16 protein-coding genes are annotated in these 24,308 nt (G+C 47.6%); 14 read left to right on the forward strand and 2 right to left on the reverse strand.

Annotated elements, in window-relative coordinates:
- Positions 1 to 242 precede the first annotated feature (242 nt).
- The 4 genes from MHB84_RS27120 (at position 243) to MHB84_RS27135 (ending at position 7,028) form a co-directional block, all read left to right on the forward strand.
- Entirely contained in the window at positions 243 to 1,775 is a 1,533-nt protein-coding gene (locus MHB84_RS27120) for a glycoside hydrolase family 43 protein (protein WP_076288854.1), read from the forward strand.
- 146 nt (positions 1,776 to 1,921) lie between these two features.
- Positions 1,922 to 3,616, forward strand: coding sequence for an extracellular solute-binding protein (locus MHB84_RS27125; protein ID WP_256716790.1), 1,695 nt, complete (start codon positions 1,922 to 1,924; stop codon positions 3,614 to 3,616).
- A gap of 39 nt (positions 3,617 to 3,655) precedes the next feature.
- Entirely contained in the window at positions 3,656 to 5,419 is a 1,764-nt protein-coding gene (locus MHB84_RS27130) for a sensor histidine kinase (protein WP_318261424.1), read from the forward strand.
- Entirely contained in the window at positions 5,412 to 7,028 is a 1,617-nt protein-coding gene (locus MHB84_RS27135; RefSeq protein ID WP_076288852.1) for a response regulator, read from the forward strand. Before MHB84_RS27130 ends, MHB84_RS27135 begins: the two co-directional genes overlap by 8 nt.
- A gap of 179 nt (positions 7,029 to 7,207) precedes the next feature.
- Here the strand turns inward: MHB84_RS27135 and MHB84_RS27140 are convergent, their stop codons facing one another.
- Complete coding sequence (locus tag MHB84_RS27140; protein ID WP_125477352.1) at positions 7,208 to 7,963, reverse strand: helix-turn-helix domain-containing protein; 756 nt, start codon at positions 7,961 to 7,963, stop codon at positions 7,208 to 7,210.
- Positions 7,964 to 8,247: 284 nt separating this feature from the next.
- Here MHB84_RS27140 and MHB84_RS27145 point away from each other — a divergent pair, with 284 nt between their 5' ends.
- The 10 genes from MHB84_RS27145 to MHB84_RS27190 all read left to right on the forward strand — a co-directional run bounded on the left by MHB84_RS27145 (position 8,248) and on the right by MHB84_RS27190 (position 22,929).
- A complete protein-coding gene (locus tag MHB84_RS27145; RefSeq protein WP_076288850.1) occupies positions 8,248 to 9,606 on the forward strand; it encodes an extracellular solute-binding protein in 1,359 nt (452 codons plus the stop codon).
- A gap of 105 nt (positions 9,607 to 9,711) precedes the next feature.
- Positions 9,712 to 12,609 carry an extracellular solute-binding protein gene (locus MHB84_RS27150; protein WP_076288849.1) on the forward strand — a complete coding sequence of 966 codons (2,898 nt, stop codon included), beginning with the start codon at positions 9,712 to 9,714 and terminating at the stop codon, positions 12,607 to 12,609.
- 73 nt (positions 12,610 to 12,682) lie between these two features.
- Positions 12,683 to 13,585, forward strand: coding sequence for a carbohydrate ABC transporter permease (locus MHB84_RS27155; protein ID WP_256716794.1), 903 nt, complete (start codon positions 12,683 to 12,685; stop codon positions 13,583 to 13,585).
- A gap of 2 nt (positions 13,586 to 13,587) precedes the next feature.
- Positions 13,588 to 14,463 carry a carbohydrate ABC transporter permease gene (locus MHB84_RS27160; protein ID WP_076288847.1) on the forward strand — a complete coding sequence of 292 codons (876 nt, stop codon included), beginning with the start codon at positions 13,588 to 13,590 and terminating at the stop codon, positions 14,461 to 14,463.
- Positions 14,464 to 14,478: 15 nt separating this feature from the next.
- Positions 14,479 to 15,942 (forward strand): hypothetical protein, encoded by a 1,464-nt coding sequence (locus MHB84_RS27165; RefSeq protein ID WP_256716789.1) that lies wholly within the window; start codon positions 14,479 to 14,481, stop codon positions 15,940 to 15,942.
- Entirely contained in the window at positions 15,926 to 16,561 is a 636-nt protein-coding gene (locus MHB84_RS27170; protein ID WP_076288846.1) for a Yip1 family protein, read from the forward strand. Before MHB84_RS27165 ends, MHB84_RS27170 begins: the two co-directional genes overlap by 17 nt.
- 16 nt (positions 16,562 to 16,577) lie before the next feature.
- The gene (locus MHB84_RS27175; protein WP_076288845.1) at positions 16,578 to 19,160 is read left to right on the forward strand and encodes a DUF5696 domain-containing protein; all 2,583 of its coding nucleotides are present in this window, start codon (positions 16,578 to 16,580) and stop codon (positions 19,158 to 19,160) included.
- 53 nt (positions 19,161 to 19,213) lie between these two features.
- Positions 19,214 to 20,059: an ABC transporter permease subunit gene (locus tag MHB84_RS27180; protein WP_083678862.1), complete on the forward strand. Its 846-nt coding sequence runs from the start codon at positions 19,214 to 19,216 to the stop codon at positions 20,057 to 20,059.
- A 17-nt stretch (positions 20,060 to 20,076) separates the two neighbouring features.
- Positions 20,077 to 21,021, forward strand: a complete 945-nt coding sequence (locus MHB84_RS27185) for a carbohydrate ABC transporter permease (RefSeq protein ID WP_076288843.1) — start codon at positions 20,077 to 20,079, stop codon at positions 21,019 to 21,021.
- 204 nt (positions 21,022 to 21,225) lie between these two features.
- Positions 21,226 to 22,929 (forward strand): RICIN domain-containing protein, encoded by a 1,704-nt coding sequence (locus MHB84_RS27190; RefSeq protein ID WP_256716793.1) that lies wholly within the window; start codon positions 21,226 to 21,228, stop codon positions 22,927 to 22,929.
- A gap of 108 nt (positions 22,930 to 23,037) precedes the next feature.
- On the opposite strand, the gene MHB84_RS27195 is transcribed toward MHB84_RS27190, so the two are convergent.
- A complete protein-coding gene (locus tag MHB84_RS27195) occupies positions 23,038 to 24,180 on the reverse strand; it encodes a glycosyl hydrolase family 8 (protein ID WP_076288841.1) in 1,143 nt (380 codons plus the stop codon).
- Between the last annotated feature and the right edge of the window lie 128 nt (positions 24,181 to 24,308).

The following is a 24,308-nucleotide window of genomic DNA, read 5'->3' on the forward strand; positions in this document are numbered from 1 at the left end:
ATATCTCTTCAACAATATCTATGCATTGTCATTTTATAATAACCTTCTTGCCACTATCACTTTGGCATGGAGGTTATTGTGTATTGCAACATATATTTGAAGCTTTTATAAAGGAAGAAAGCGGTTTATTTATCCTGTCGCTTACCTATTAAAACATGTAAAATGAGGGTGACTGATCAGTCATCTTATACATTTGCTTTTGACTTTACAATATCCTAAACAAAGTGAGGTGTAATTACAGCATGTATCACAATCCAATTATATGGGCTGATTACCCGGATCTTGATGTCATTCGCGTAGAAGATACCTATTACATGGTCAGTACAACAATGCACATGATGCCGGGTTGCGTCATCCTGCGTTCGTACGATCTGATTCATTGGGAAGTGGCAACCTACGTATATGACAGACTGGATGACACCCCAGCCCAAAGACTGGAAGATGGCAAGCACATCTATGGTAAAGGCATGTGGGCAGCTTCACTTCGGTATCAGCAAGGGACGTTCTACGTGATCTTTGTAGCCAATGATACGCGTAAAACGTATTTATACACGTCCGCATCCATTTCGGGACCATGGGACAAACGCATCGTAGAGGGCTTTTATCATGATTGCTCCCTTTTCTTTGACGATGATGATCGGGCATATTTGGTACATGGCAATGCCGAGATTCATCTGGTAGAGTTAAAAACTGATTTATCAGGACCCAAACCGGGGGGGACACAGCGTTTAATCGTGAAGGAGCGGGATCCTTACCATCTTGGTTACGAAGGTGCCCATTTCTACAAGGTTAATGGGAAGTATTATGTGTTCTTGATTCACATTTCCAAAGAGGTGGGACGAAGAACCCAGGCTTACTACATGGCAGATACGCTAGATGGTGAATTTATCGGTGGGGAAGTATTTAACGATGATATGGGATATTTCAATTCAGGCATTGCTCAAGGCGGTATAGTCGATACCCCCGGTGGGGACTGGTACGCTGTGCTATTTCAGGATCATGGTGCAGTAGGGCGTATTCCTGTAATCGTTCCCATGAATTTTGAAGACGGAATTCCCGTTTTTGCAAGCAACGCACCAAGAACAATAGATATTCCTAGCACAAGACCAGATTATAGTTACAACCCGCTGGTGGGTAGTGACGATTTTGAGTATCATATCGGCGGGGACAGCAGAGTTCGCCTTCGTGATTTTTGGCAATGGAACCACACGCCCCATGATGAGCAGTGGTCCGTAACCGAGAAGCTTGGAGTGTACCGGATTCGGACCGGCCAGCTTAGCCCGAACCTTATTTATGCGGTGAACACATTGACCCAGCGTGCGATGGGGCCCGCTTGTAAGGTAAACGTCACCCTGGACGGCAGCAGTTTAAACGATGGTGATTATGCAGGGCTATGTTTCCTAATAGGCACATATGGCCTGATCGCGCTAACGAGAGAGCAGGGAGAGTTCTACCTTGTCATGCAGGCGCGGGAAAGTCAGGATTCCAGCATATTCGGCAATTTGATCGATGAGGAGCCTGCGACGGAGCATGCGCGGATTCGCGTAGCCGGACCAGTCGTTACACTCCAGGCATCAGGCCATTTCGTGAACAATCAGGATGAGTGTTCTTTTGCCTATCTCGATAGCACGGAGTGGAAGCCACTCGGCATTTCCCACAAGATGTTCTACAAACTGGATCATTTCATGGGCTGTCGGATTGGCATATTCTTGTATTCAACTCAGGTCAAAGGAGGAACGGCTGATTTTTCGAATTTCAAATACGATATGATCTAGTCAGCTTACACACGATGGTTATGGATAAAGTCGCCTGATGGCGGCTTTTTGTACTCATACCGCCCAAGTTTGTTATACAATGATAGGATTCGGGATGATCTAACAAAATGGTGAACTCATTCCAATAGAACTGGGGGCATGTCGACGTGAATAAGAGATGGATGTACAGTTCAAGATGGACCTTAATTCTCCTCCTTTTGGTGTCCATACCTGCAGGCCTTTCCCAAGGAAATACAGAGCAACAACAGTCTGTACCTGCGGGGCAGCAGGGGCAGAATCCTGGAGAAGATGGGAAATACGTACCACCGATAAAAGTCACTTTTGTCATGGAAACCGGGGAGGATCTGCTGCAAATGATCGATCAGTTACCAGGTGAAAGTTTAGAGGATAATCGCTGGACCCAATTGTATGAAGAAGAATTGGGCATTCAGATTCACTATGACTGGATCGCAAGGGGTGACGTATATAATCAGAAGCTGGGGGTGTCCCTCGCGGCAGGCCGTTTTCCGGATGTAGTCAAAGTAAATCCATATCAACTCAGACAATTAAGCAATGCGGGATTGATTGAAGACCTGACAGAAGTGTATCAGACGCAAGCCTCTCCGCTTACGAAAAAAATTTTGGAGGCTGAGGGAAGAGGTGCGTTCGATGCGGCCACAATTGACGGCAGACTGATGGCGATCCCGGAATCGTCTTCTGCCATCGAAACAGCACAATATCTGTGGATCAGAAGTGATTGGCTGGAAAAAATGGACCTGCTGCCACCTGAAACGATGGAAGATGTTTTGCAGATATCTAAAGCGTTTACAGAAGGAGACCCCGATGGAAATGGGGAGCAGGACACCTATGGACTTGCAATGACGAGTTATTTGTGGGACCCCGTTATGGGTGTATCTGGATTCATGGCCGGCTACGGAGCTCACCCGAATATATGGATCAAGGATAAGGAGGGCAATCTGGCTTACGGTGGCATACAACCGGAGGTAAGAAAAGCACTGAAGGTGCTGCAGACCTTATACCTTGAAGGCCAGCTTGATCCCGAATTTGCTTACAAAAACGGAAGTAAGGAGTATCGCCTGATTCAGGACGGTAAAATAGGCATGCTCTATGGTGAACAGTGGACCCCCTTCATGCTTCAGACCACGCGCGACACGGACCAGAATGCGGAATGGCAAGCTTATCCTCTTGTGGCTGAGTCTGGAAGAGGCATATTGGTCCCGCTCCGTTCCAATACAGGACAATACTTCGCGGTAAAGAAAGGATTTGCACATCCTGAGGTCGTCGTAAAGCTCATGAATCTGCATTTGGATAAAAACTGGGGTGAGCAAGCCGAGTATGAAACGTACTACAATGACGATTCACGCGCCGTGTGGATGCTTTCGCCGGTAACCCCTTTTCCAGGAATGAAAAACATGGATGCTTACAGAGATATTCGTGATGCCAGAAAGAGAGGGGATTTCTCAAGCCTGGAGAACGAAGCCCTTGCGATCCACAAACGAATTGTTGCTTATGAATCAGAGGGCTTAAAAAGTGGATGGGGTTGGAAACAGACCTATGGATCCTTGGGAGCCTTTAGTATTGCCGATGCCTATGACCGGAATGGACAACTTCTATATGACGAGTATACCGGCGGAATAACCGAAACTATGGTTGATCGACAACTTATTCTTCGAGACCTTCAACTTGAAGCATACATGAATATCATTCTTGGTTCACCCATCGAAGAATTCGATCAGTTCGTGAACGATTGGTACAAGCTGGGGGGGGAAGAAATTACATCGGAGGTGAATGCGTGGTTCAGAGTCAATGTTGCAAGGAATCATCCAGCATCTGCCTCCTAGAATTAACCCGGGATCCTATTTCAGCCAGGTGCATAGGAGGTGAACGGATTGTTGAGAATTCCTGCCCAATCGTGGTTTAACAGCATATTTGCAAGATTAATCATGACCTATCTGGTTTTTGTGATTCCTCTGATCCTTCTGGGAGTTTATTTGTATCATTGGAGTTACGATACGGCAAGCGAGGAAATATCCCTGTCGACGGATCGGCGCCTGAACCAATTTGCCATGGAGCTGAACAGGGAGATTGAATGGTTGGAGCTTCAGCAGTTTGATATCGCTGAGGACCGCAAACTGAACCGGATTGCCATCCTCTGGAACATGATGGACCAAGTGGAAAGACGTGAAACGTTGAATTATTTATCTGAGCGACTGGCCTCATTCAAGAACAGCAGTGCTTACATCAAGAACGTTTACGTACATATCCCTGCAGTCAACAAGAGCATATCGGCAGTGCAAGGCATGGATGACTTCGATCATGATTCCTTTAGTTACTTTAGCTCAAATCTTGAAGGGAAAGGCGTTCGCTTTACTGTAAAAAGTGACAATCTGAACCTTAGCGCTGTTCGGCTACCAGGCAAGCGAGGAGATGCCCCCCTGTTTGTTGTCCAAGTGGAACTGGATACCGCCAAATTTCAAAATGAATTGTCACAACTTAATCTGTATCCCGAGAGTGCAACATTGCTGATCGAGAATCAAACAGGGCATGCCATCTCAGATCAGCAGCAGCGTGATGTCATTCTGTCCAGTCACCGTAAATATAGTCTTACAAATCAGCATGACAATTTTCAGGTGAACGTGGAGGGAACCTTGTATCATGTGAATCAGCTTCATATGAATAACTTGGGCTTGTCCGTAGCCACTTATTTGCCGGAGAAAATCGTAACCAAACCCCTTAGTAAATTTGTTCAGTGGGCCTGGATCTTTGCTATCACTTCATTCATCGCCATTGCAGCGTATCTGTATTCCAGTTACAAGCTGATCCATATTCCGCTGCTGCTGCTTGTCAAAAGATTCAAGAAAATGGAGGGAGGCGTGTTGGATATTCCGATCAACCATCATCGTAAAGACGAATTCGGTTTTCTCTACAGTCGTTTCAATCATATGATTGAAAATCTTCAGCAGTTGATTGACCGTGATTTCAAAAAGACAATGATGATGCAGCGGGCCGAATTGAGACAGCTTCAATCCCAGATTAATCCGCATTTTCTGTACAATAGCTTCTTCATTCTGAACTCGCTCGCCAGAACAGGAGACACGGAGCGAATTGAACAATTCACAAATATGCTTGGCGTATATTTTCGCTTCATCACCAGAAACGAAACAGATCAAGTGACTTTGAAGGAGGAAGTGGAACATTCACGAATCTATACGGAAATTCAGCAATTAAGATTCTCCAGACGAATCAAGGTGGACTTTGGGCAAGTCCCCCCTGGAATGGATCAGATTCAGGTGCCCAGGCTTATTATTCAGCCGATTATCGAGAATGCTTATGAGCATAGTCTTGAAAAAAACACGAGTATGGGTTTCTTGCGCGTACAATTCCGCATGGAAGCAAACTATGTCGAATTCATCGTGGAAGACAACGGTATGGATCTGCAGATGGAAGACATTGAGCGTCTCAAAGAACGCCTGCACAATGAAACAGGCACAGATGAAATGACAGGATTAATGAATATTCACAGACGTCTCATATTGACCTACGGGGAAGGAAGTGGCCTTTTTCTCTCCCGGAGTGAGCTGCAGGGATTGAAAGTCGCGGTACGAATTCATCAGAAGGAAGGGGATCAGATAACGAATGTATAGACTTCTGATCGTGGATGACGAGGAGATTATAACGGATAGTCTGTATGAGACGTTCGCCAGACATATGCCTGACAAACTTGACGTGTGTAAAGCCTACTCTGCTGCGGAGGCATTGACCTGGATGCGACGCTCGAGGATTGACATTGTGCTGACAGACATTCGCATGCCGGGAATAAGCGGACTGGAACTAACTGAGGAAATTCAGACCCGATGGCCACATTGTCGTGTTATTTTTCTGACAGGACACAGCGATTTTGAGTATGCGTACAAGGCTTTTCAAATGACCAATGTGCGTTATTTACTCAAAACAGAGGGCTATGACAAAGTAATGACTGTCGTCGATCAGGTGATGGAAGAGATTCGGCAAAGTTACAGCATGAATGAAGTACTGGAACAATCGCTTGAGATTACCTCAAGATTGGCAGCGTTGCAACAGGAGGAATATGTGCGTAAGCTTCTTCAGAAATGTACACCGACCGATTCCTTGCATGAGATACAAGCTGAACTCACCCGAAGAAACATCGGATTACAAGTAGAATCCCCGGTGTATCTGGTGCTTGGTCGATTCAACAAGCCGCCCGGAGAGCATGCTGATCTGGAACACGTTCAAGCATCGGTACGAGTTATCGGATCTTCTTTTATTCGTGAACATGCGGTAAATACAAGTGTAACGGATCATTATGGTGATGCAGTCTGGCTGCTTCAACCCAAGAGGGAAAATGCTAGCCCAGACGATCACTTTGTCACATATGTCGAGGGCACATTGGAACTTGTTCAGGAAGCTTGCCAGTCTTCGTTAGGCTTATCCATTGCTTTTACTTTAAGTGGACAGGGCTATCAATGGTCCCAAATTCCAAGCCAATATGAACGTCTGCGGTTACTACAGTGGATGAAGATTGGAGACGGGGTATCCATGGTGTTAACGGATAAAACAGAAGAACCTGCTATGGGTACTTCCAAGGAGTCCGTGCGCATTTCAAATCGGATTGAGTTGATGTCCGGTTATTTGGAAACCGGAAGATTCCAGTCTTTTTATGATGTTTTTGAAGAGCTGGCAAATGAACTGCTGCAACAGGACGTGATTATGGAACGTGCGATGGAAACGTACTATCATCTGGCACTGATGCTGTATTCGACATTCAATCGTTGGGGGCACCAAATCCCTGATCGGCGAAGCCTGCTTCATCTCGGAGATTATCGCAGTATGAAGGATGCCGTGTATCACCTGTATCGCGCAGCAGATGAGCTGGTGCACTTTAAGCAATCGAACGAAGAGGAACGAGCTAACCTGGTGACCCAGACGATATGCAGCTATATTAAGAATAACCTTGAAAAGGATCTATCCCTGGTCCGACTGGCTGAATTGAATCATTTCAACCCGTCCTATCTATCCCGTTTCTTTAAGCAGGAAACCGGAATCAACTTGTCCGAGTTTATTGACGATTGCCGAATTCGGAGAGCCAAGGAACTGCTAGGCAATACGGATCTTATGGTGCGTGAGGTAGCACTGCAAGTCGGTTATGAGGCAGCTCATTCGTTTACCCGACTATTTAAGAAGCTGACGGGCATGACACCTCAAGAATACCGTGAATCCACACTAGTGAGTTAGACCCGTCAGACTTTCCTCCAGTTTAATAAGTCAGGTAAGTAACCGCTTGGCATAATAGCCTTCATTACATTTCAAAGGAAGCGGACACAAAAAAACGCAGGCAACAGCTCCTGCGTTTTTTGCGCTTTTTAATGGGAGATTTGAATGGTTTGGTGCACAGGAGAGGAAATCCTCACGGACTAAGCGGTATGAGTTTTCTGTCTTCGATATGCATTGGGGCTCGATCCGGTATACGATTTGAATTTTTTGTAAAACCAATCAATATCTTTGTAACCAACCTCTACGGCTATTTCGTATATTCGCAGATTGGTAGATGACAGAAGCTGCTTGGCCTTTTCCATTCGCTGTTGCAGCATGTAATCAGTAAAAGACATTTTTTCTTCCAATCTAAACTTTTGTCCGAGGTATGCACAATTAAAATGGAGCATATCTGAGATTTTCTTGAGTGTAATTTCGTCGCCAAGATGATCACGTACATAAGCTTTGATAATACGGATCACATGGTTTGACTCCAGCGCTTTGCCGTTGAGATGAATGGGCGGTTTGACGGGCGGGCTTTTTTTTACAGGTTCGGGTTCCAGACAAGTCCTGAGTCTATGCAAACTGTGAAGCAAAGCCGAGGAACTGACCGGACATGGCAAATAATCATTCACTTGATACGTTAATGCCTTCCGCACAAGTCTGAAGTGATCTCTTCCGCCGAGCAGTAGGATCGGAACATTACTTTTTTTTCGAATGTAATGACACAGCCATAGCCCTGCCGTATCACACTGCTCCGTATGTACAACAACGACTGAAAAATGTTGTTCGGATAACGCGGTCAAGGCCGCGGAGGAAGAGAAAACACAATCCCCAATGACATATTCCGATTTGTTATGGCTCAGCAGGTGTCGAAACTCTCTGCACAACCGGCGGCTATAATCCACAAGCAACATATTGTACACGAAACATGACCTCACCTTCTCATGAACTCTTCAATCCAAAGTCATTTTAAAATAAGGATTAATTCCATTATGGGAATAAAAGAAAGCGCATACAATGTGCATTTCTTGCAGAAAGTTCATTTCTTTACCAATTGAAAGGGAATATTCCCATGTTCACTGAAAAGCACGTCAATCTATAATCAGTCGGGGTAAATATCTGTATTTTAGCGGGTTGTTTGCGCTTTCATATGAGAGATACACTGTGGGAGCAAACGACACATTCAGGGGGGAAGACGATGAGAAAAAACAAGTTTATGCTACTGAACCTGGTATTTGTGGTCATGCTGGTCATTGCTGCATGCAGTTCTACGCCGACCGCACAACCTGAACCGGAGAAACCGGCATCTCAGGAGGAACAAAAACCTGTGGAGACTGAGCCCGAGAATGAAAACTCCACGCCAGAGATGGATTTCGATATGGGTGGCCGAACCATTAAAGTGGTCGCATGGTGGGATATGGAGATTCAGGACAACAATCCGGACAATATTCAGCGCCTCGAAAATCTAGAAGCACTGAAGAAAAAACACAACTTTAATATCGAATATGTTTCCATCGATTTTGGTGAGTATCAGGAGAAAGTGGTGGCTTCACTGATGGCAGGAGAACCGCTTGGCGATTTTGTGAGACTGGGCAAAGACTACGCCATTCCAGCATTGACCAAACAGGATTTGTTATGGCCAGTGGATGATTATATCAAGAACGACAATGTGTTCAATCAGAAAACGACCAAGGAATACATGCAATATGAAGGCAAAGGTTACGGGTTTACGGAGGATCAGTCTTCTTTTATCAACGGGATTTTCTACAACCGGACGCTCATGCAGGAACTTGGTCTGAAGCCGCTGCAGGAATATGTGGATGCTGATGAATGGAACTGGGATACGTTCCTGAGCGTGGCGAAGCAAGCGAACAAGGATCGAAACAACGATGGCAAATTGGACACGTGGGGACTGGCTCAAACGGGGCTGCTCGAACCGGTTCTGTATTCCAACGAAGCTTCTCTGACCAAAGAGGATAAGCAGAACCTGGAAGATCCAAAGACCAAAGAAGCGCTGAATTTCTTGTCCAAACTGGCAACGGAGAAGGTCGGCAGAGCAACAGAAGGTGGCGATTGGACAGAACCATCTACCTTCTTCCGTCAAGGCAATACCTTGATGTATGCAGGTGCCATGTATGAAGTCGAAGGTATTATGACAGATATGAAGGATTATGATATTGGATTTGTACCGTTTCCCAAAGGGCCAAGTGCATCAGCGTACCACTCCGGTGAATCTCGCTATCAAGCGATCACAATCCCTAAAGCGGTTGAGAATCCAGAACAGCTCATGTACATCTGGGAGAAAATCAATGAGATCGATTCGATCTACGAGTATCCCGGCCAATCCACGCTGGAGACACATCTGACAGATGAAGCGGACATCAATAATGCCAGAGAGGTTGCAGAGGGCATGCTGGTACTCGACCATAACACCTTTCCTTCCTTACCTTTCTGGGATTTTGATGCGGAGCTCAAAGAAGGTATATCCGTATCTACGCTGATTGAGAAATACAAGTCTCCTTTCCAGGCAGCGATTGATGAGGTCTACAAAAAATAAGTATCACTGTACGCGGGCAGAGCACACCAGTGACGGTGTGATCTGTCCGGGTTAGACAACCGTTTAATGGTCGCTACGCTTACAGGAAAGGGGATACATTCGAACATGCGGTCAAGTAAGAAAAAGGGACTGATCCTGGTACTTGTCCTGGCCTTGGTGTTCTCGATCTGGACGATCTTTCCGTCACGGGATAAAAGCCCAGAAACGGTACATGCACTTGAAGATTTTGAAGCGGTCGCCAATACCGACGACGAAAGCAGCTATGAACATTATCTGAAAGTTCATACGAGCAGCGCCAAACCGGACAATATCGTACGGATTGAAGGTGAGTCTTATGTTCAGGCAGAGGGTGGAACGTTCGAGGTAGTACAGGGATATGCCGGATTGGACGGCAGTGCAGTCATTACACCGGAAACCGGTACCATTCGCTGGGATGTTCCCATTAAAGTGAGTGGTTTGTACCATGCACGGATTCACTATTATCCCGTTGAGGGCAAAAGTTCCGGTATCGAACGCAGGCTGGAGCTAAACGGGCAGGTTCCGTTCAGGGGTGCTGACGTCTTGCTGTTTGACAGGGTATGGGGCAATCGCGAAGAAGACGTTCGCCGGGACGATCGAGGGAATGATCTTAGGCCGAGGCAAGTTGAACAGCCGGAATGGCAGTACGCTTCCTTCAGGGACAGCGCAGGTTACTTTGAGGAACCGTTCCAGTTTTATTTTGAAAAGGGTACACAGCAGTTATCGCTCAGCTCGCTAAGGGAGAGCATGGCGATCGATTATATCGAGCTGTATCAGGAGGAGGATGTTCCGTCCTATGCAGATTTGCGGGCGAGTTATGAAACGCGTAGCTTGAAACCGGCCGGTCCTGTCATGCTGAAGGTGCAGGCAGAACATGCGGTAAGCAAATCTTCACCAACGCTGGCACCGATCTCGGATCGCTCCAGCCCTTCGCTGGAGCCGTATGACGTATCCAAAATTCGCATCAACGCCATCGGCGGCATCAACTGGAAGCTGCCCGGTGAATGGATTGAGTGGGAGATCGACGTGCCTGAAGATGGATTGTATCAAATTGCGTTGAAGGTGAAACAGGATCAACTTCGTGGCATCTATGCGACCCGCAGTCTGACCATTGACGGGAAAGTGCCGTTCAAGGAAATGAAACGCATTCGTTTTAACTATAGTCCCTCCTGGCAAACAGAGGTATTGGGAGCTGGAGAAGATCGGCCTTACCAGTTCCATCTCGAAAAAGGGAAACACCGCATACGGATGACGGTCACGCTGGGTGACATCGCTCCGCTACTTCGAACGGTGGAATCCAGCGTGTTGGAACTGAACGAGATGTATCGCAAAATATTGATGATCACCTCGAATCAACCCGATCCGCTGAGGGATTACCAGCTTGAACGGCGTATTCCGGAGATGACGGAGGTGTTTGAACGGCAGGCGGTAACGCTCAGCTCTGTAGCGGCGTACCTGGAGCAAGCCACAGGTGAGCAGAGCGATAAAGTCGCGATTCTAAATGCTATGGTGGTCCAGCTTAAGGATATGACTGCCAGACCGGAGACGGTACCGAAACGGCTGGACACGTTTAAGATTAACGTGGGTGGTCTCGGTACCTGGATTCTGACCGTGCGGGAGCAGCCTATTACGATGGATTATCTTGTTGTAAGCCCGCCAGGCGAGTCATTGCCTAAAGCAGAGGCAACAGCCATTCAGCAAGCAAAACATGAACTGGGTGCCTATGTGGCTTCCTATACGGAAGATTACGACAGTATCGGCAACGTGGAGCAAAAGAAAGACGCAATTACCGTATGGATTACGACTGGACGAGATCAGGCCCAGGTGCTCAAGGGTTTGATCGACGATTCGTTTACCCCGGATACCGATGTCTCGGTACAATTGCGTCTTGTTCCGCCCAACATTCTGCTGCCAGCAACGCTTTCGGGGGAAGGACCGGACGTGGCCATGCAGATGGGCGAGGACATTCCCGTGAACTATGCGATGAGAAATGCAGCAGCGGATCTGAGCAAGTTCCCGGACTTCGAAGAGATTTCCGGACGTTTCCGTGAAAGCGGACTGACGCCTTACCGTTACAATGACGGGGTCTACGCGCTGCCGGAGCAGCAGCACTTCCCGATGCTTTTTTACCGTAAAGATATCCTGAATGAGCTGGGCCTTGAACCGCCGAAGACATGGCAGGATGTCTATAACGCCATCGCAGTGCTGCAAAAACACAACATGGAGTTCTATCTGCCCATCGAGGATACGCTGAACAATGCAAACCTTGTACCGAACTCCACTTTTGCCATGCTGTTGTATCAAAATGATGGCACCTTCTATACGGAAGATCAGAAGAAGAGTGCACTGGATTCGGAGATTTCAATGGATGCTTTTAAACGCTGGACCCAGTTCTATACCAATTACAAATTTCCGCTCAAGGCCGACTTTCCAAACCGATTCCGTACTGGGGAAATGCCGATTGGCATCGCCGATTATACCACGTACAACATGCTGACCGTCATGGCACCGGAAATTCGCAACCTCTGGGATTTTACCATTGTTCCGGGTACTGAGCTTCCGGACGGTTCCATAAGGCATGAGGTAGCCAGTGCGACTAGCGCCGTGATGATGTTCGAAAATGCAGCCAACAAGGAAGCCGCCTGGGAATTCATGAAATGGTGGACCGATGAGCAGACGCAGATTGAATACGGAAGAGAAATGGAAGGTCTCATGGGAGCAGCTGCCCGTTACCCAACGGCCAACATCAAGGCGCTGCAGCAGCTGCCTTGGCCCGTGAAAGATTATCAGAATTTGGAGAAACAATGGGAGTGGGTACAAGGTATCCCGCAGCTACCGGGAGGTTATTTTACAGGACGACATCTGGATAATGCGTTCCGCAAGGTCGTTAACGCGAGCGAAAACCCCCGTGAGGCCCTGGCGGATTATGTCCTGTATATCGATGATGAAATCGAGTTAAAGCGCAAGGAATTCAATCTGAAGTAGAAAGAAGGGAGGGTAACGGTTGCAAGTAAAAACAACCAAGACAGCAGCCGCTCCTGCCGTCCATACGCGTCCGGTGGGCTGGTGGTCCCTTTTGAAGCGGGATCTGTATCTCAGCAGACACTATTACGTATTGATGGCACCGTTTATGTTGATCTTTTTCATGTTTACTGTCATTCCGGTGGGCATTTCGCTGGGCCTCAGCTTTTTCCACTTCAATATGCTGGAGCTGCCGCGTTTTATCGGTTGGCAGAACTATTCACGCCTGTTTCTAGGTGACGACGTCTTTTTGATTGCCATGAAAAATACGTTGTTATTCGCTGTTATTACTGGGCCTGTCAGTTACATTGCCTGTTTTTTGTTTGCATGGATCATTAATGAGCTGTCTCCCAAAGTCCGGGCGGTCATGACGCTGGTTTTCTACGCGCCGTCCATATCAGGTAACGTGTTCTTCATCTGGCTGATCATCTTCTCCGGTGACAGCTACGGGTACATGAATGGCTTCCTGATGCGCCTGGGCGTCATTCTGGAACCGATCCAATGGCTCGCAGATGAGAAATACGTGCTGGCCATCGTCATCATAGTTCAACTATGGCTCAGTCTCGGAACCAGCTTCCTGGCCTTTATCGCAGGTTTGCAGACGATTGACCGCTCGCTGGTGGAAGCCGGTACAGTGGATGGGATCAAAAATCGTTGGCAGGAGCTCTGGTATATTACCTTGCCATCGATGAGGCCCCAGCTCATGTTTGGTGCGGTCATGCAGATTACGGCTTCATTTGCTGTAGCAGAAATTTCGATTGCCCTGGCCGGTTTCCCAAGTGTTAACTATGCAGCGCATACGGTCGTTACCCACTTGATGGACTTCGGCACCATTCGCTTCGAGATGGGATATGCCTCTGCCATAGCAACGGTTCTGTTCGTTCTAATGCTTGGTACGAACGTCCTGACGCAAAAAATGCTGAGAAAGATAGGTGAATGACAATGACCAGCAAAGTACGTGCCGTGTTCGGCATGCCCAAAAGACTGAATCGGTCATTTACCGTCAGCCTCATGCTGTTTGCCCTGCTGGCCGTGTTTGGATCATTTATGGTGCTCCCGCTCATATATGCCGTTAACAACGCATTTAAACCACTGGATGAACTGTTTATTTTTCCGCCACGCTTCTGGGTGAACAACCCGACTACGGAAAATTTTGCGGATCTGATCAATCTGATGGGCAATTCGTGGGTCCCGTTATCCCGCTATATTGCCAATACGTTACTTATTACGATATTAGGAACGGCGGGACATATTCTTTTGGCCTCGGCAGCCGCTTATCCGCTGGCCAAATATCGTTTTCCCGGCTCAAAAGTATTGTTCACGATTGTGATCCTGTCCTTGATGTTCTCGCCGCATGTCACTGCCATCCCGAACTACATGGTTATGTCTTGGCTCGGCTGGATTAACAGTCATGCTTCGATTATTGTGCCATCCCTAGCGTTCTCTTTGGGACTGTTCCTGATGAAACAGTTCATGGAACAGATCCCGGATGCACTGCTGGAGGCAGCGAAGATTGATGGCGCGAATGAATACCGTATTTTCTGGAGTATTGTGATGCCTAATGTAAAGCCCGCTTGGCTTACTCTGATGATTTTGCAGTTTCCGGCCCTCTGGGGAACAGACGGTGGAAGTTTTATTTATAGTGAAAATCTCAAAACGCTGCATTACGCGCTAAGTCAGATTGTTCAAGGGGGGATCGCGAGAGCAGGAGTTGGTGCAGCGGTTGCACTGCTGCTGATGATCGTGCCGATAACCTTGTTTATCATCTCCCAGAGCAGTGTCATGCAGACAATGGCTACTTCGGGCATGAAAGAGTAGAAAGGAGGCAGCGAGGTGCGGAAAAGCACATGGAACAAGCAGGTCTGGATCATCTTGGGCATGGTCTGCCTCCTGTGGTTCGGCCAAGAGGCAGCACCCGCAAGTGCAGATGGCAAGCAGGATGCTTACCAATATTCCTACTGGGGCGATTCCGTTCCGGCTCCGGCGGCGTACGAGGCGACGTCCATTATCACGGGCAGGAAACTGAACACCACTGCGTTCAAAGAACCGAGTGACATGCATGTCACAGCCGATCAGCGGGTGTTCGTATTGGATTCCGGCAATGGTCGCATCGTGGAGTTGGATCGCAATTTCAAGCTTGTACGGACGTTTGATTCCTTTGAACGCGAGGGCAAGAAGGAGCAATTCAAAAATCCGCAAGGGCTCTATGTCAGCGAAAAGGGGGATATGCTCGTTGCAGATACCGACAATCACAGGGTCGTTCATCTGGATGATCAAGGCCGCTTGGTCAAGGTAGTGGCTGAACCGAAATCAGATCTGTTACAAACGGACTTTCAATTCAAGCCTGTGCGGGTTGTCATGGATAAGGGAGAACGGATTTACGTCATGGCGGAGGGTGTGTTTGACGGATTCATGGAGTTCAGTGTCGACGGCACATTCTCCTCCTTTATCGGAGCGAACAGGGTTCAGGTTGATCCGGTGGAGTATTTGTGGAAACAATTTGCCACGCGCGAGCAGCGCAGTCAGATGGTTATGTTCACGCCGACGGAATTCACCAACCTGGATATAGATGAAGAAGGGTTCATTTACGCCACGAGTAGTGATGGCGGCAAAGATCCAATCAAGAAATTGAATGCCCAGGGCTCCGATATTTTACGCAGACAAGGTTATCATTACCCCCAAGGCGATCTGATGTATACGAATGAAGCTGGGCCTTCACGCCTGATTGATGTAGATGTAGGAGACAGCGACATGTATTCCGTACTCGACTCCAGCAGAGGGCGAATTTTCACCTATAACGGCGACGGATATCTTCTACATATCTTTGGCGGTATTGGCAATCGGTTGGGCCAGTTTAATACACCAGTCGCGCTGGAACGTGTGGGAGACCGGATGCTTGTGTTGGATAAAGCGCTGGGTGAAATTACGATTTTCCAGACAACGGAGTACGGACGCACTGTGCACGAAGCAGTGAGCAGTTATTATAACGGCGACGAGGATAAATCCGCGATGTTGTTCGCCAAGGCCGCCGAGATGAACGCTAATCTGGAGTATGCTTATGCGGGTATTGGAAAATCGCTGCTTCGTCAGAAGGACTATGCCGAATCTGCGCAATATTTTAAACGGAGCATGGAGCGTCAGGGTTATTCGAAAGCTTTTCTTCTGTTCCGCAAAGAACTGATGCGCGAGCATTTCTCGTGGATAATGTCCGGTGTATTCCTGACTGTAGCTGCGTTTGTATCCGTCACTATCGTTCGCAGGCAGAAAAGGAGGGCAACAAATGCAAGGGCCAAGTAAACAATTTTACCAGTATCCGCTACATCTCATCTTTCACCCATTCGACGGATATTGGGAACTGAAATATGAACGCAATCAACGAACAACATTGCTGATTGCATGCATGATTATGCTGATGCTAATGATTTCCAAAATTTTGCATGCTCAGTACAGTGGCTTTCTCATTAATTTTAACAATCCCAAGTATCTGAACAGCCTGCTTGAAGTGTTGTATGTCATTATCCCAGTACTATTCTGGTGTGTGGCCAACTGGTCGTTAACGACCCTGATGGACGGAGAAGGCAAGTTTTCGGAGATTTTCATGTCGACGTGTTTTGCATTGGTGCCGCTGCTCCTGATTCATTTCCCGTGGATCTGGCTGAGTCTCGTCATTTCCGCGCAGGAAACAGCCTTCTATTATTTCTCCAATGCACTTGCTGTTGCTTGGACGGTATATCTGTTATTCGTGGGCAACATGACCGTTCATCAGTACACACCGGCTAAGACGGTACTTACAATGCTGCTTACCCTGGTAGCCATGGCTTTTATAGCCTTTCTGTGCCTGCTTTTCTTCAGTCTTGTACAGCAGATCGTATCGTTTGTCGTAACCATCTATCAGGAAATCGTGCTTCGGGGCTAAGGAAGGAGGACATCCAGTGAAATATGCTATAGCAAAAAAAATAACCGGAATACTGCTCATTGGCAGTCTGCTTCTAAGTGGTTGCCAGTTCCCGCCATCACCGCAAGCTCGTGAGGCAGCAGCAGCTGTAGATCAGGCCGATCTTCCCTCCCTGCCTCCCGGAGAACAACTGAAATCTTCTTTCAGCGAACCTCGATTACAAGGCATGATTGGTATTGCTAGGAACGAAGCCTTGCAGTTGTTTATCGATGAAGAGACGGCAGAGATTGCTGTCCTGCATAGAGAGAGCGGACAAATCTGGCGCAGCAATCCAGCAGATCGAGAGCAGGACGGGATTGCAGCCGGCATTAACAAAGATCTTCTGTCATCCCAAGCCAGACTTAGCTTTTTCAACAACCAGGGTCAGAGCAGTACGGTGAACTCTTATACGGATAGCATCGGTCACAAGCAGGTTAGCTATGAGACCATGCCAAGCGGGGTCCGGGTTCACTATCAGTTCGGAAGCGCCGAGCGCTCCATTGAAGATTTGCCGGTCAAAATCAGCAAGGAACGATTTGAGCAAAAGTTGTTAGCACAGCTCGACAAGGCAGGAGAACGCGCCTTGAAGATCGGGTATACCGAAGATAAAGATGAGGGTGTCTATGTTCGAATTGACAAGGCCCTGCAGGGACTCCAGTTGTCCCGTGCCCTGAAGGCATTTGACACGGCTGGTTATACGGAAGAAGACCTGGCACAGGATCATGCCGAACACGGGATTGATCAGGAGCGCAGTGGACCGCGGCTCTTCATGATGACTTTGGAATATGAATTGGATGGAGAGAATCTGCTGGTTCGTGTTCCTGCATCCGGCATTCATTTTCCAGAAGAGTATCCGATCAACACCATATCCGTGCTGGAATATTTCGGAGCCGGAGGGACGAAGGAAGAGGGTTCGATTTTTGTACCGGACGGCTCCGGAGCACTGATCCATTTTAACAATGGCAAGCTTCAGTATCCCGGTTATCAACAAGATATTTACGGCCCGGACTTGACGATGAAGCTGCGGGAAGCTGGCTCGGCGGAAGCCAAAGCCCGATTGCCTGTTTTTGGACTGATCCGGAAAGAGGGTGCTTTCCTTGGCATTATCGAGGAAGGGGACGCTGTGGCAGTGGTGAATGCGGATATCAGCGGCAAGCTGAACAGCTACAACAACGTATATCCAAGCTTCTATGTCATGAATAAGAGCGATGTAACACTTCAAGCAAGTGACATGGTGCGAACACTACCCAAATTCCAGAAAAAACCGACAGCGTCAGACTTTGTTGTAAGATACGCTTTTGTCGGTGGGGAGAAGGCTTCCTACTCAGGGTTGGCCGAACTCTACCGGAATTATCTGTTACAGACCGGCGGACTTCCCGAGCAGCAAGCGGGTAAAGAACAGGCGGGTATTCCATTTTATCTGAAATTGTTCGGCGGGATGACAACACGGCAACATATGCTGGGTATCCCTTATGATTCGACAGAGGCGCTTACGACCTTTGAGGAAGCCAAGCAGATTCTGTCTACATTGACGGAGAAAAATGTATCCAACATTCAGGTTCGCTACGCCGGATGGTTCAATGATGGACTGCATCACCGCCTGCCGGATTCCATATCGGTGGATGGAGCCATTGGTGGCCAAAAGGGATTGCGCAATTTTAGCGATTATACAAAGGAATTAGGCATTGGCTTTTATCCGGATGTAGCTTTGCTGAATGTGCAATCCAAGAAAGGATTCAAACCTTCCAGAGCGGCTTCTCGAACGTTAACCCAAGAACCGGCTGTGGTATATCCGATGAATCAGGCTTTGCAGCGACGGGACCGGGAACGGTCTCCATCCTATGTGCTTTCGCCCAACAAGCTGAATCAGGTGACGAAAGAGATGCTAGTTGAGATGAAGTCTATTCTAAAAGAGGAACAGTCTCAGTCGCTGAGCCTGAAAGATCTGGCTGAACAGCTGAACAGCGACATGAATCCGAAGAAGCTTCTGGATCGAACGGAAGCGCTGGACGTTGTCATTAAAGCGCTGGAACAGATCAAACAACAGGCAGGTTCCGTTGTGGCCGAGGGTGGCAATGGCTATGCACTGCCTTATGTTACTGGGCTGACGGACGCGCCGATGAGCAGCAGCCAGTTCAAACTGGAGGATGAAGAGGTTCCGTTTTTCCAATTAGTCGTTCATGGGAATATCAGTTACACCGGCTCTCCATACAATCTCTCGACCTATACGAACCCGAGCCAGTATGTTCTAAAACTGATTGAATATGGAGCAAGTCCTTACTTCGCCTGGTTCAATGCACCCAACCACGTGGTCAAACAGACCGATTATGATGATCTGTACGCGGCAAACTACGAGCAGTGGGTGGATCTGGCTGCCGAGATGTACAACGAGGTGAATCAGACCAATCTTCCATTTGCCGGGCGTTCCATGAAATCGCATGAATCATTGGCGGAAGGTGTGTATCGAACAACCTATGACGGTGGTGGCTTCGTGATTGTGAATTATAATGATTTTCCTATAGAGGTTGAGGGCCAAACCGTGAAAGCCCAAGGTTATGTGACTGGTGGTGAGCAGCTCTGAAGACACTCCTGAAATGGAAATGGGGAAGTCGTACGTATGCTCAGCAGAAAGCCATGTGGGGCGTTATCTACGTGCTTCCGTGGTTGATCGGATTTGTATTGTTTTTCTTCATCCCGTTGCTGGCTTCGCTGCGTAATAGCATGAGCACGATTCAGGCCAATGCGGAAGGCATTGCCATTCAATTCACTGGTGTTGCTAACTATATTCAGGCGCTTACCGTTAATACAAGTTTTAACCGTGCATTGATCGAGTCGATTACCGATGTGCTCGTCAATGTGCCTCTTATCGTCATATTCAGCCTGTTTCTCGCCGTCATCCTGAACCAGAAGTTCAGAGGCAGAGCCATAGCACGCTCCATTTTCTTCTTGCCCGTTATTTTGGCTTCCGGTGTCATCATGTCGCTGGAGAGCACCAGCTTGATTGATGCGGTTAACCAGAACAGTACTGGAGGAAGCGCACTAGGTACATTTGAACTCGAAAATCTGATGTTGGATGCCGGGGTGAGCGAATGGATCGTAACGTATTTGAGTAATGCCGTTGATCGGATCTATCAGATTGTCAGCCAGTCGGGCGTGCAGATTTTGATCTTTTTGGCTGGCATTCAGACCATTTCGCCTCAGCTCTATGAGGCATCCAAAATGGAGGGTGCTACTGGGTACGAAGCATTCTGGAAGATTACATTTCCGATGGTCAGTCCGCTGATCTTTGTCAATGCGATCTACACCATTATCGACTCGTTTGCCAATAACGCCATGACTGAACTGATCCGGGATACCGGATTCGTGAAATTTGACTTTGGTCTCAGCTCGGCGATGGCATGGGTGTATTTTCTGGCGATTGCCATCATTCTTGTCATTGTATCCATGATTTTCTCGAAACGAGTCTTCTATCAAGATTAGAAAGGAGGACGTTCAGTGTGACGACTTCTCGATTATTATCGCTGGAACACTGGAAAGGCTGGCTCTGGTCTGTGATTCGGTTCGTACTGATTACCGGACTTTCCTTTGTTATCCTCTTTCCAATATTTCAGAAAATCTCAACGTCCATCAAAGACAAGGGTGATCTGTATTCCGCTGTGGTGGTATGGATTCCCCAGAATTTCTCGATTAATAACTTTCAGCAGGCTATTCGGGTTATGGATTACTGGGCGACACTGTTGAATACCTTCCTTTTGTCAGCGACAACAACACTGTTAACTACAGCGTCCTGTGCCCTTGCAGGGTATGGTTTCGCCCGGTTGAAGTTCAAGGGGAGCAATTTGCTGTTTGCAGGTGTGATTCTCACGATTCTTGTCCCGCCCACGACCATTTTGATTCCGGTGTATCTCAATCTGAAAAGCTTCGACCTGATGGGCTTGATGACACTGATTGCCGGTAAACCGGTGAACCTGCTGAATACCTACTGGCCGTTCATTCTGACCGCCATTACGGCCAATTCGCTTAAAGCCGGATTGTATATTTTCATCTTTCGTCAGTTCTTCCGCGGCATCCCGAAGGAAGTGGAAGAGGCGGCTTACGTGGATGGGGCAGGCATTGGGCGAACCTTTGCCCGAATCATGCTGCCGAATGCGATTCCATCCATGGTGACCGTGATGTTGTTTTCCTTTGTATGGCAGTGGAATGATAGCTTCTACACGACCACGTATCTGACTTCGAGCAAGGTCATGTCGACTCAACTGTCATCGCTTCCGTATAATCTGGCCCAGCAAGTGAGTGATGGCGCCTCTAAGGCTGATCCTTTCTATCTGAGCATGATTCAGGATACGGGAATATTACTCGCCATTCTGCCTTTGATTGTCATCTATCTCTTCGTACAGCGTTATTTCGTGGAGAGTGTAGAACGTACAGGTATCGTTGGCTAAAACGTTAGCTTTAATAGTGAAGAAAGATCCGAGACAGATCGATACGATCTAAAGGGGGGAGAAGTCTTGCGACTGAACGTATGGAACGGGTTGCGGAAGCGTGCGCCAACCGAAGCTTAGTCTACTTAGACTTTGCTGCAATTCATCGGATATTGCATTGAGGAAAAGCAATCGATCATGACAGGAGGATATAAAGTGAAAAAGATGTGGATGTCTTTGTCTTGTAAACTTTTACTCGTTTTGGCTTTGCTGATTACGATTGCACCATGGGGAGGGAGCCGCGCTGAGGCGTGGGTTGGCATGCCTATGGGCAAGCTTCACGTAAGTGGCAAGAATCTGGTGAATAGCAACAATCAGCCTGTGCTTTTGAACGGATGGCATCAACCTTCAGGTGCTTACTGGACGTATCAGGACAGCAATTATTATCTTAATCTGCACGGCAACAATCGTCATGCGGCTACACTGGCCTACCTGAAAGACATTACGGATACGTTTGCGGACACAAGCCCGAAATACGGCAGCAATCATGGCTGGAACATGAATCAGGTACGTCTGTTCATAGATCGTCAGGACATGGGTGATGTGGCGGCGGGTACATATAATTTTGCCGGTGTGCAGACCGTTACGCAGAACGTCATTATCCCGTACATTCAATATGCCAAAACCAAGGGTGTTTATGTGGTACTGGGACTCGACTTTACGTTGAAGGATGACCAGGCAACCACCGCTTCCAACCTGCAGAAATTCAATCAAATCTGGGGATATCTTGCGTCTCGTCCGGAGATTAAAAGTGCAGACAACGTTCACTTCGAGCTAATTAACGAGCCAGTGAAATCGTATGCGAATGGACATTGGGGCGGATACAACGGGGAAAACGATTTTGTGGATCACTGGAATGATCTGCGTAATTTCCAGAACTCCATCATCTCCACGATTCGTAACCAGGGTGCCGATAACGTAATCTGGGCTGCAGGTCTGGGGTACAACCAGTTTTACAGTCTGACAGCAAGCCATCCATTAACGGACCCGCAGAACAATTATGGATATGCGGTGCACTGGTATCCTGGCTACGGCGCATATGATAACTTCTCCATTTTGCAAGATCAATGGAATACCAATGTCAAGGCAGCCGCAGACAAATATCCGATCAACATCACCGAAGTAACCTGGTTTAAGAACAAACCTGGTGATTCGGCTTACTGGAACTTGTTTAATGGCAGCAACGAAGGTTTCGGCACCAATACCAAAACCATCTTCAACGCGGCAGGTAACGTTAGCATCGCAGCTCACATGAACGGCTTCATTCTTGAGCCGGGTCAACGCAGTTCTTTTGCCGATCCAACAGCCGGACTGAAATGGGATGGAGATGCATCCCGAAGTGCCATGGGACGATTCCTGTTCAACTGGTACCATGAACGTGCACAATCGTATCCAGGCGGTGGAAATGGTGGTGGACCGACAACCGGGCTTGTGTCAGGTGCAACCTACAAAATTGTGGCCAGACATTCCAATAAGGTCATTGACGTTCCTGGGGGGCAAAATCAAAACAATCTTCAGCTTCAGCAATGGAGCGATCTGGGCGGCAATCCTCAGAAGTGGGTTCTGACCTCCATCGGCGGTGGCAGCTATACACTAACCAGCGTGAACTCACCGGACAAAGTGATTGATATTCGCAACGGTACCCTCACAAACGGTGAAGCGGTGCAGCTCATGAGCAATCTGAACACGACCGCACAGCATTTCAAAGTCAACGATCTGGGCAATGGATATTGGAGTATCATTAACGTAAACAGCAACAAAGCGATTGAAGTGGAAAACGCTTCCACATCCGATGGTGCCAAGTTGCAGCAGAATACTTACACGGGTGCAACGAATCAACAATGGAAATTTATTGCTTTTAGCAATTAACGTTATCGCACAAGAGGACCTCTACGGCTGTTATCGCCGGAAAGGTCCTCTTTACGCTGAGATTTCAGTCTGCGCGATGCGCTGTGTTGAAAATGAACTGTAGAGTGATTAATATATCCGATATCTGCCGCTTAAAGCCAGCAAGCTGAAAAAATACAGACAGTTATCATAATAACGGCGCTCACCCTGGCGCAGGGGGGTGTTCCAAAAGAGGCGTACGAAATGTTCCACATGTAGACCATCTGCAGCCAGTGAGGCCATGGCGTTGGTAGCGAGCAGACCGATAGGATGCAAGGAAGGTTCATCAAACGGTTCACCCTCAATGGTATATCTACAATATTCGGCAACATCAATGCTGCTGAAGAAGGATTGAATTCGATTCGATTGTTCCACCTGCCAGGGATCTTTGCGGAACCATTCCCAGTCCAGAGCAATATTAGCGGCAACCCGGTAAGCATCGCTGTAAAAGTGTCTAAAATCACCATGCGGCTGAACAGGGGCAGGCGACCCGTCATAGTTCGCATACTCAGGCGAAAGCCCGGTTACAGGATGACATGCTGTATGCAGATATGCACGACTTGCTGCCGCTGCTTCTCTCCAGAAGGCTTGATCATCATCATCCGCATATAATGCAAACAACTCATAGAAATGGGGCAGATGGTAAGATGGATCGCTGAATGGTGATTCCGGTACAAATTTGATCAGCTTGGTTTCCGGGTCCCACATAGGATCCCCCTCGCTATCTTCACCTTGATGAATGCATGCACGGAGGATCTTTCGGGCTTGTTCCTTATAGTTAAAAGGGGCAGCGCCATCACCCCAGCGGTTGGAGGCAAACAACAAGGCCAATGCAAAAAACTCCTCACCATCAGGTGCAGGACCTTGTGATAAGCGGGTTCCATCGGGTTTGCAGTGCCAGGCAAAATAATCCTTGTATCGACCTTCAGCATGCTGCATGAACGTATGAGAAAAATTCCAGAGCCGATCAAATTCTTCTTTTTTGTCCATCTGAACAGCCATCATCATGCCATAAGACATGCCTTCGGAGCGAACATCGTTATTACCGGTGTCGAGTAAATACCCTTTGTCCTCACCCATCGGATAATAGATTCGCGTATTCTCGTTTCCGTAGAATAGCTCATTCCATGTTTGCTCCAGTTTTGCGTTTATCTCATGCTGTTCAAAACCTAACTTGTGGAAGAAATTGGTATATGTACCTGTATCATAAGCCCCTTGACCCGTAATATTCATCGTAATCCTCCTTCATTTGAATCGTCGATCAAATTATATCATGACAGAAGTATTCAAATTAAAGCGTTTACACCAGAAATCTTAGGTCTTCTTTGTCATCCATTAAAATACCCGACTTGAAATGATAT

Origin of the sequence: Paenibacillus sp. FSL F4-0087, from assembly GCF_038020215.1 — a bacterium.
In the GTDB taxonomy this organism is placed as follows: domain Bacteria; phylum Bacillota; class Bacilli; order Paenibacillales; family Paenibacillaceae; genus Paenibacillus; species Paenibacillus taichungensis.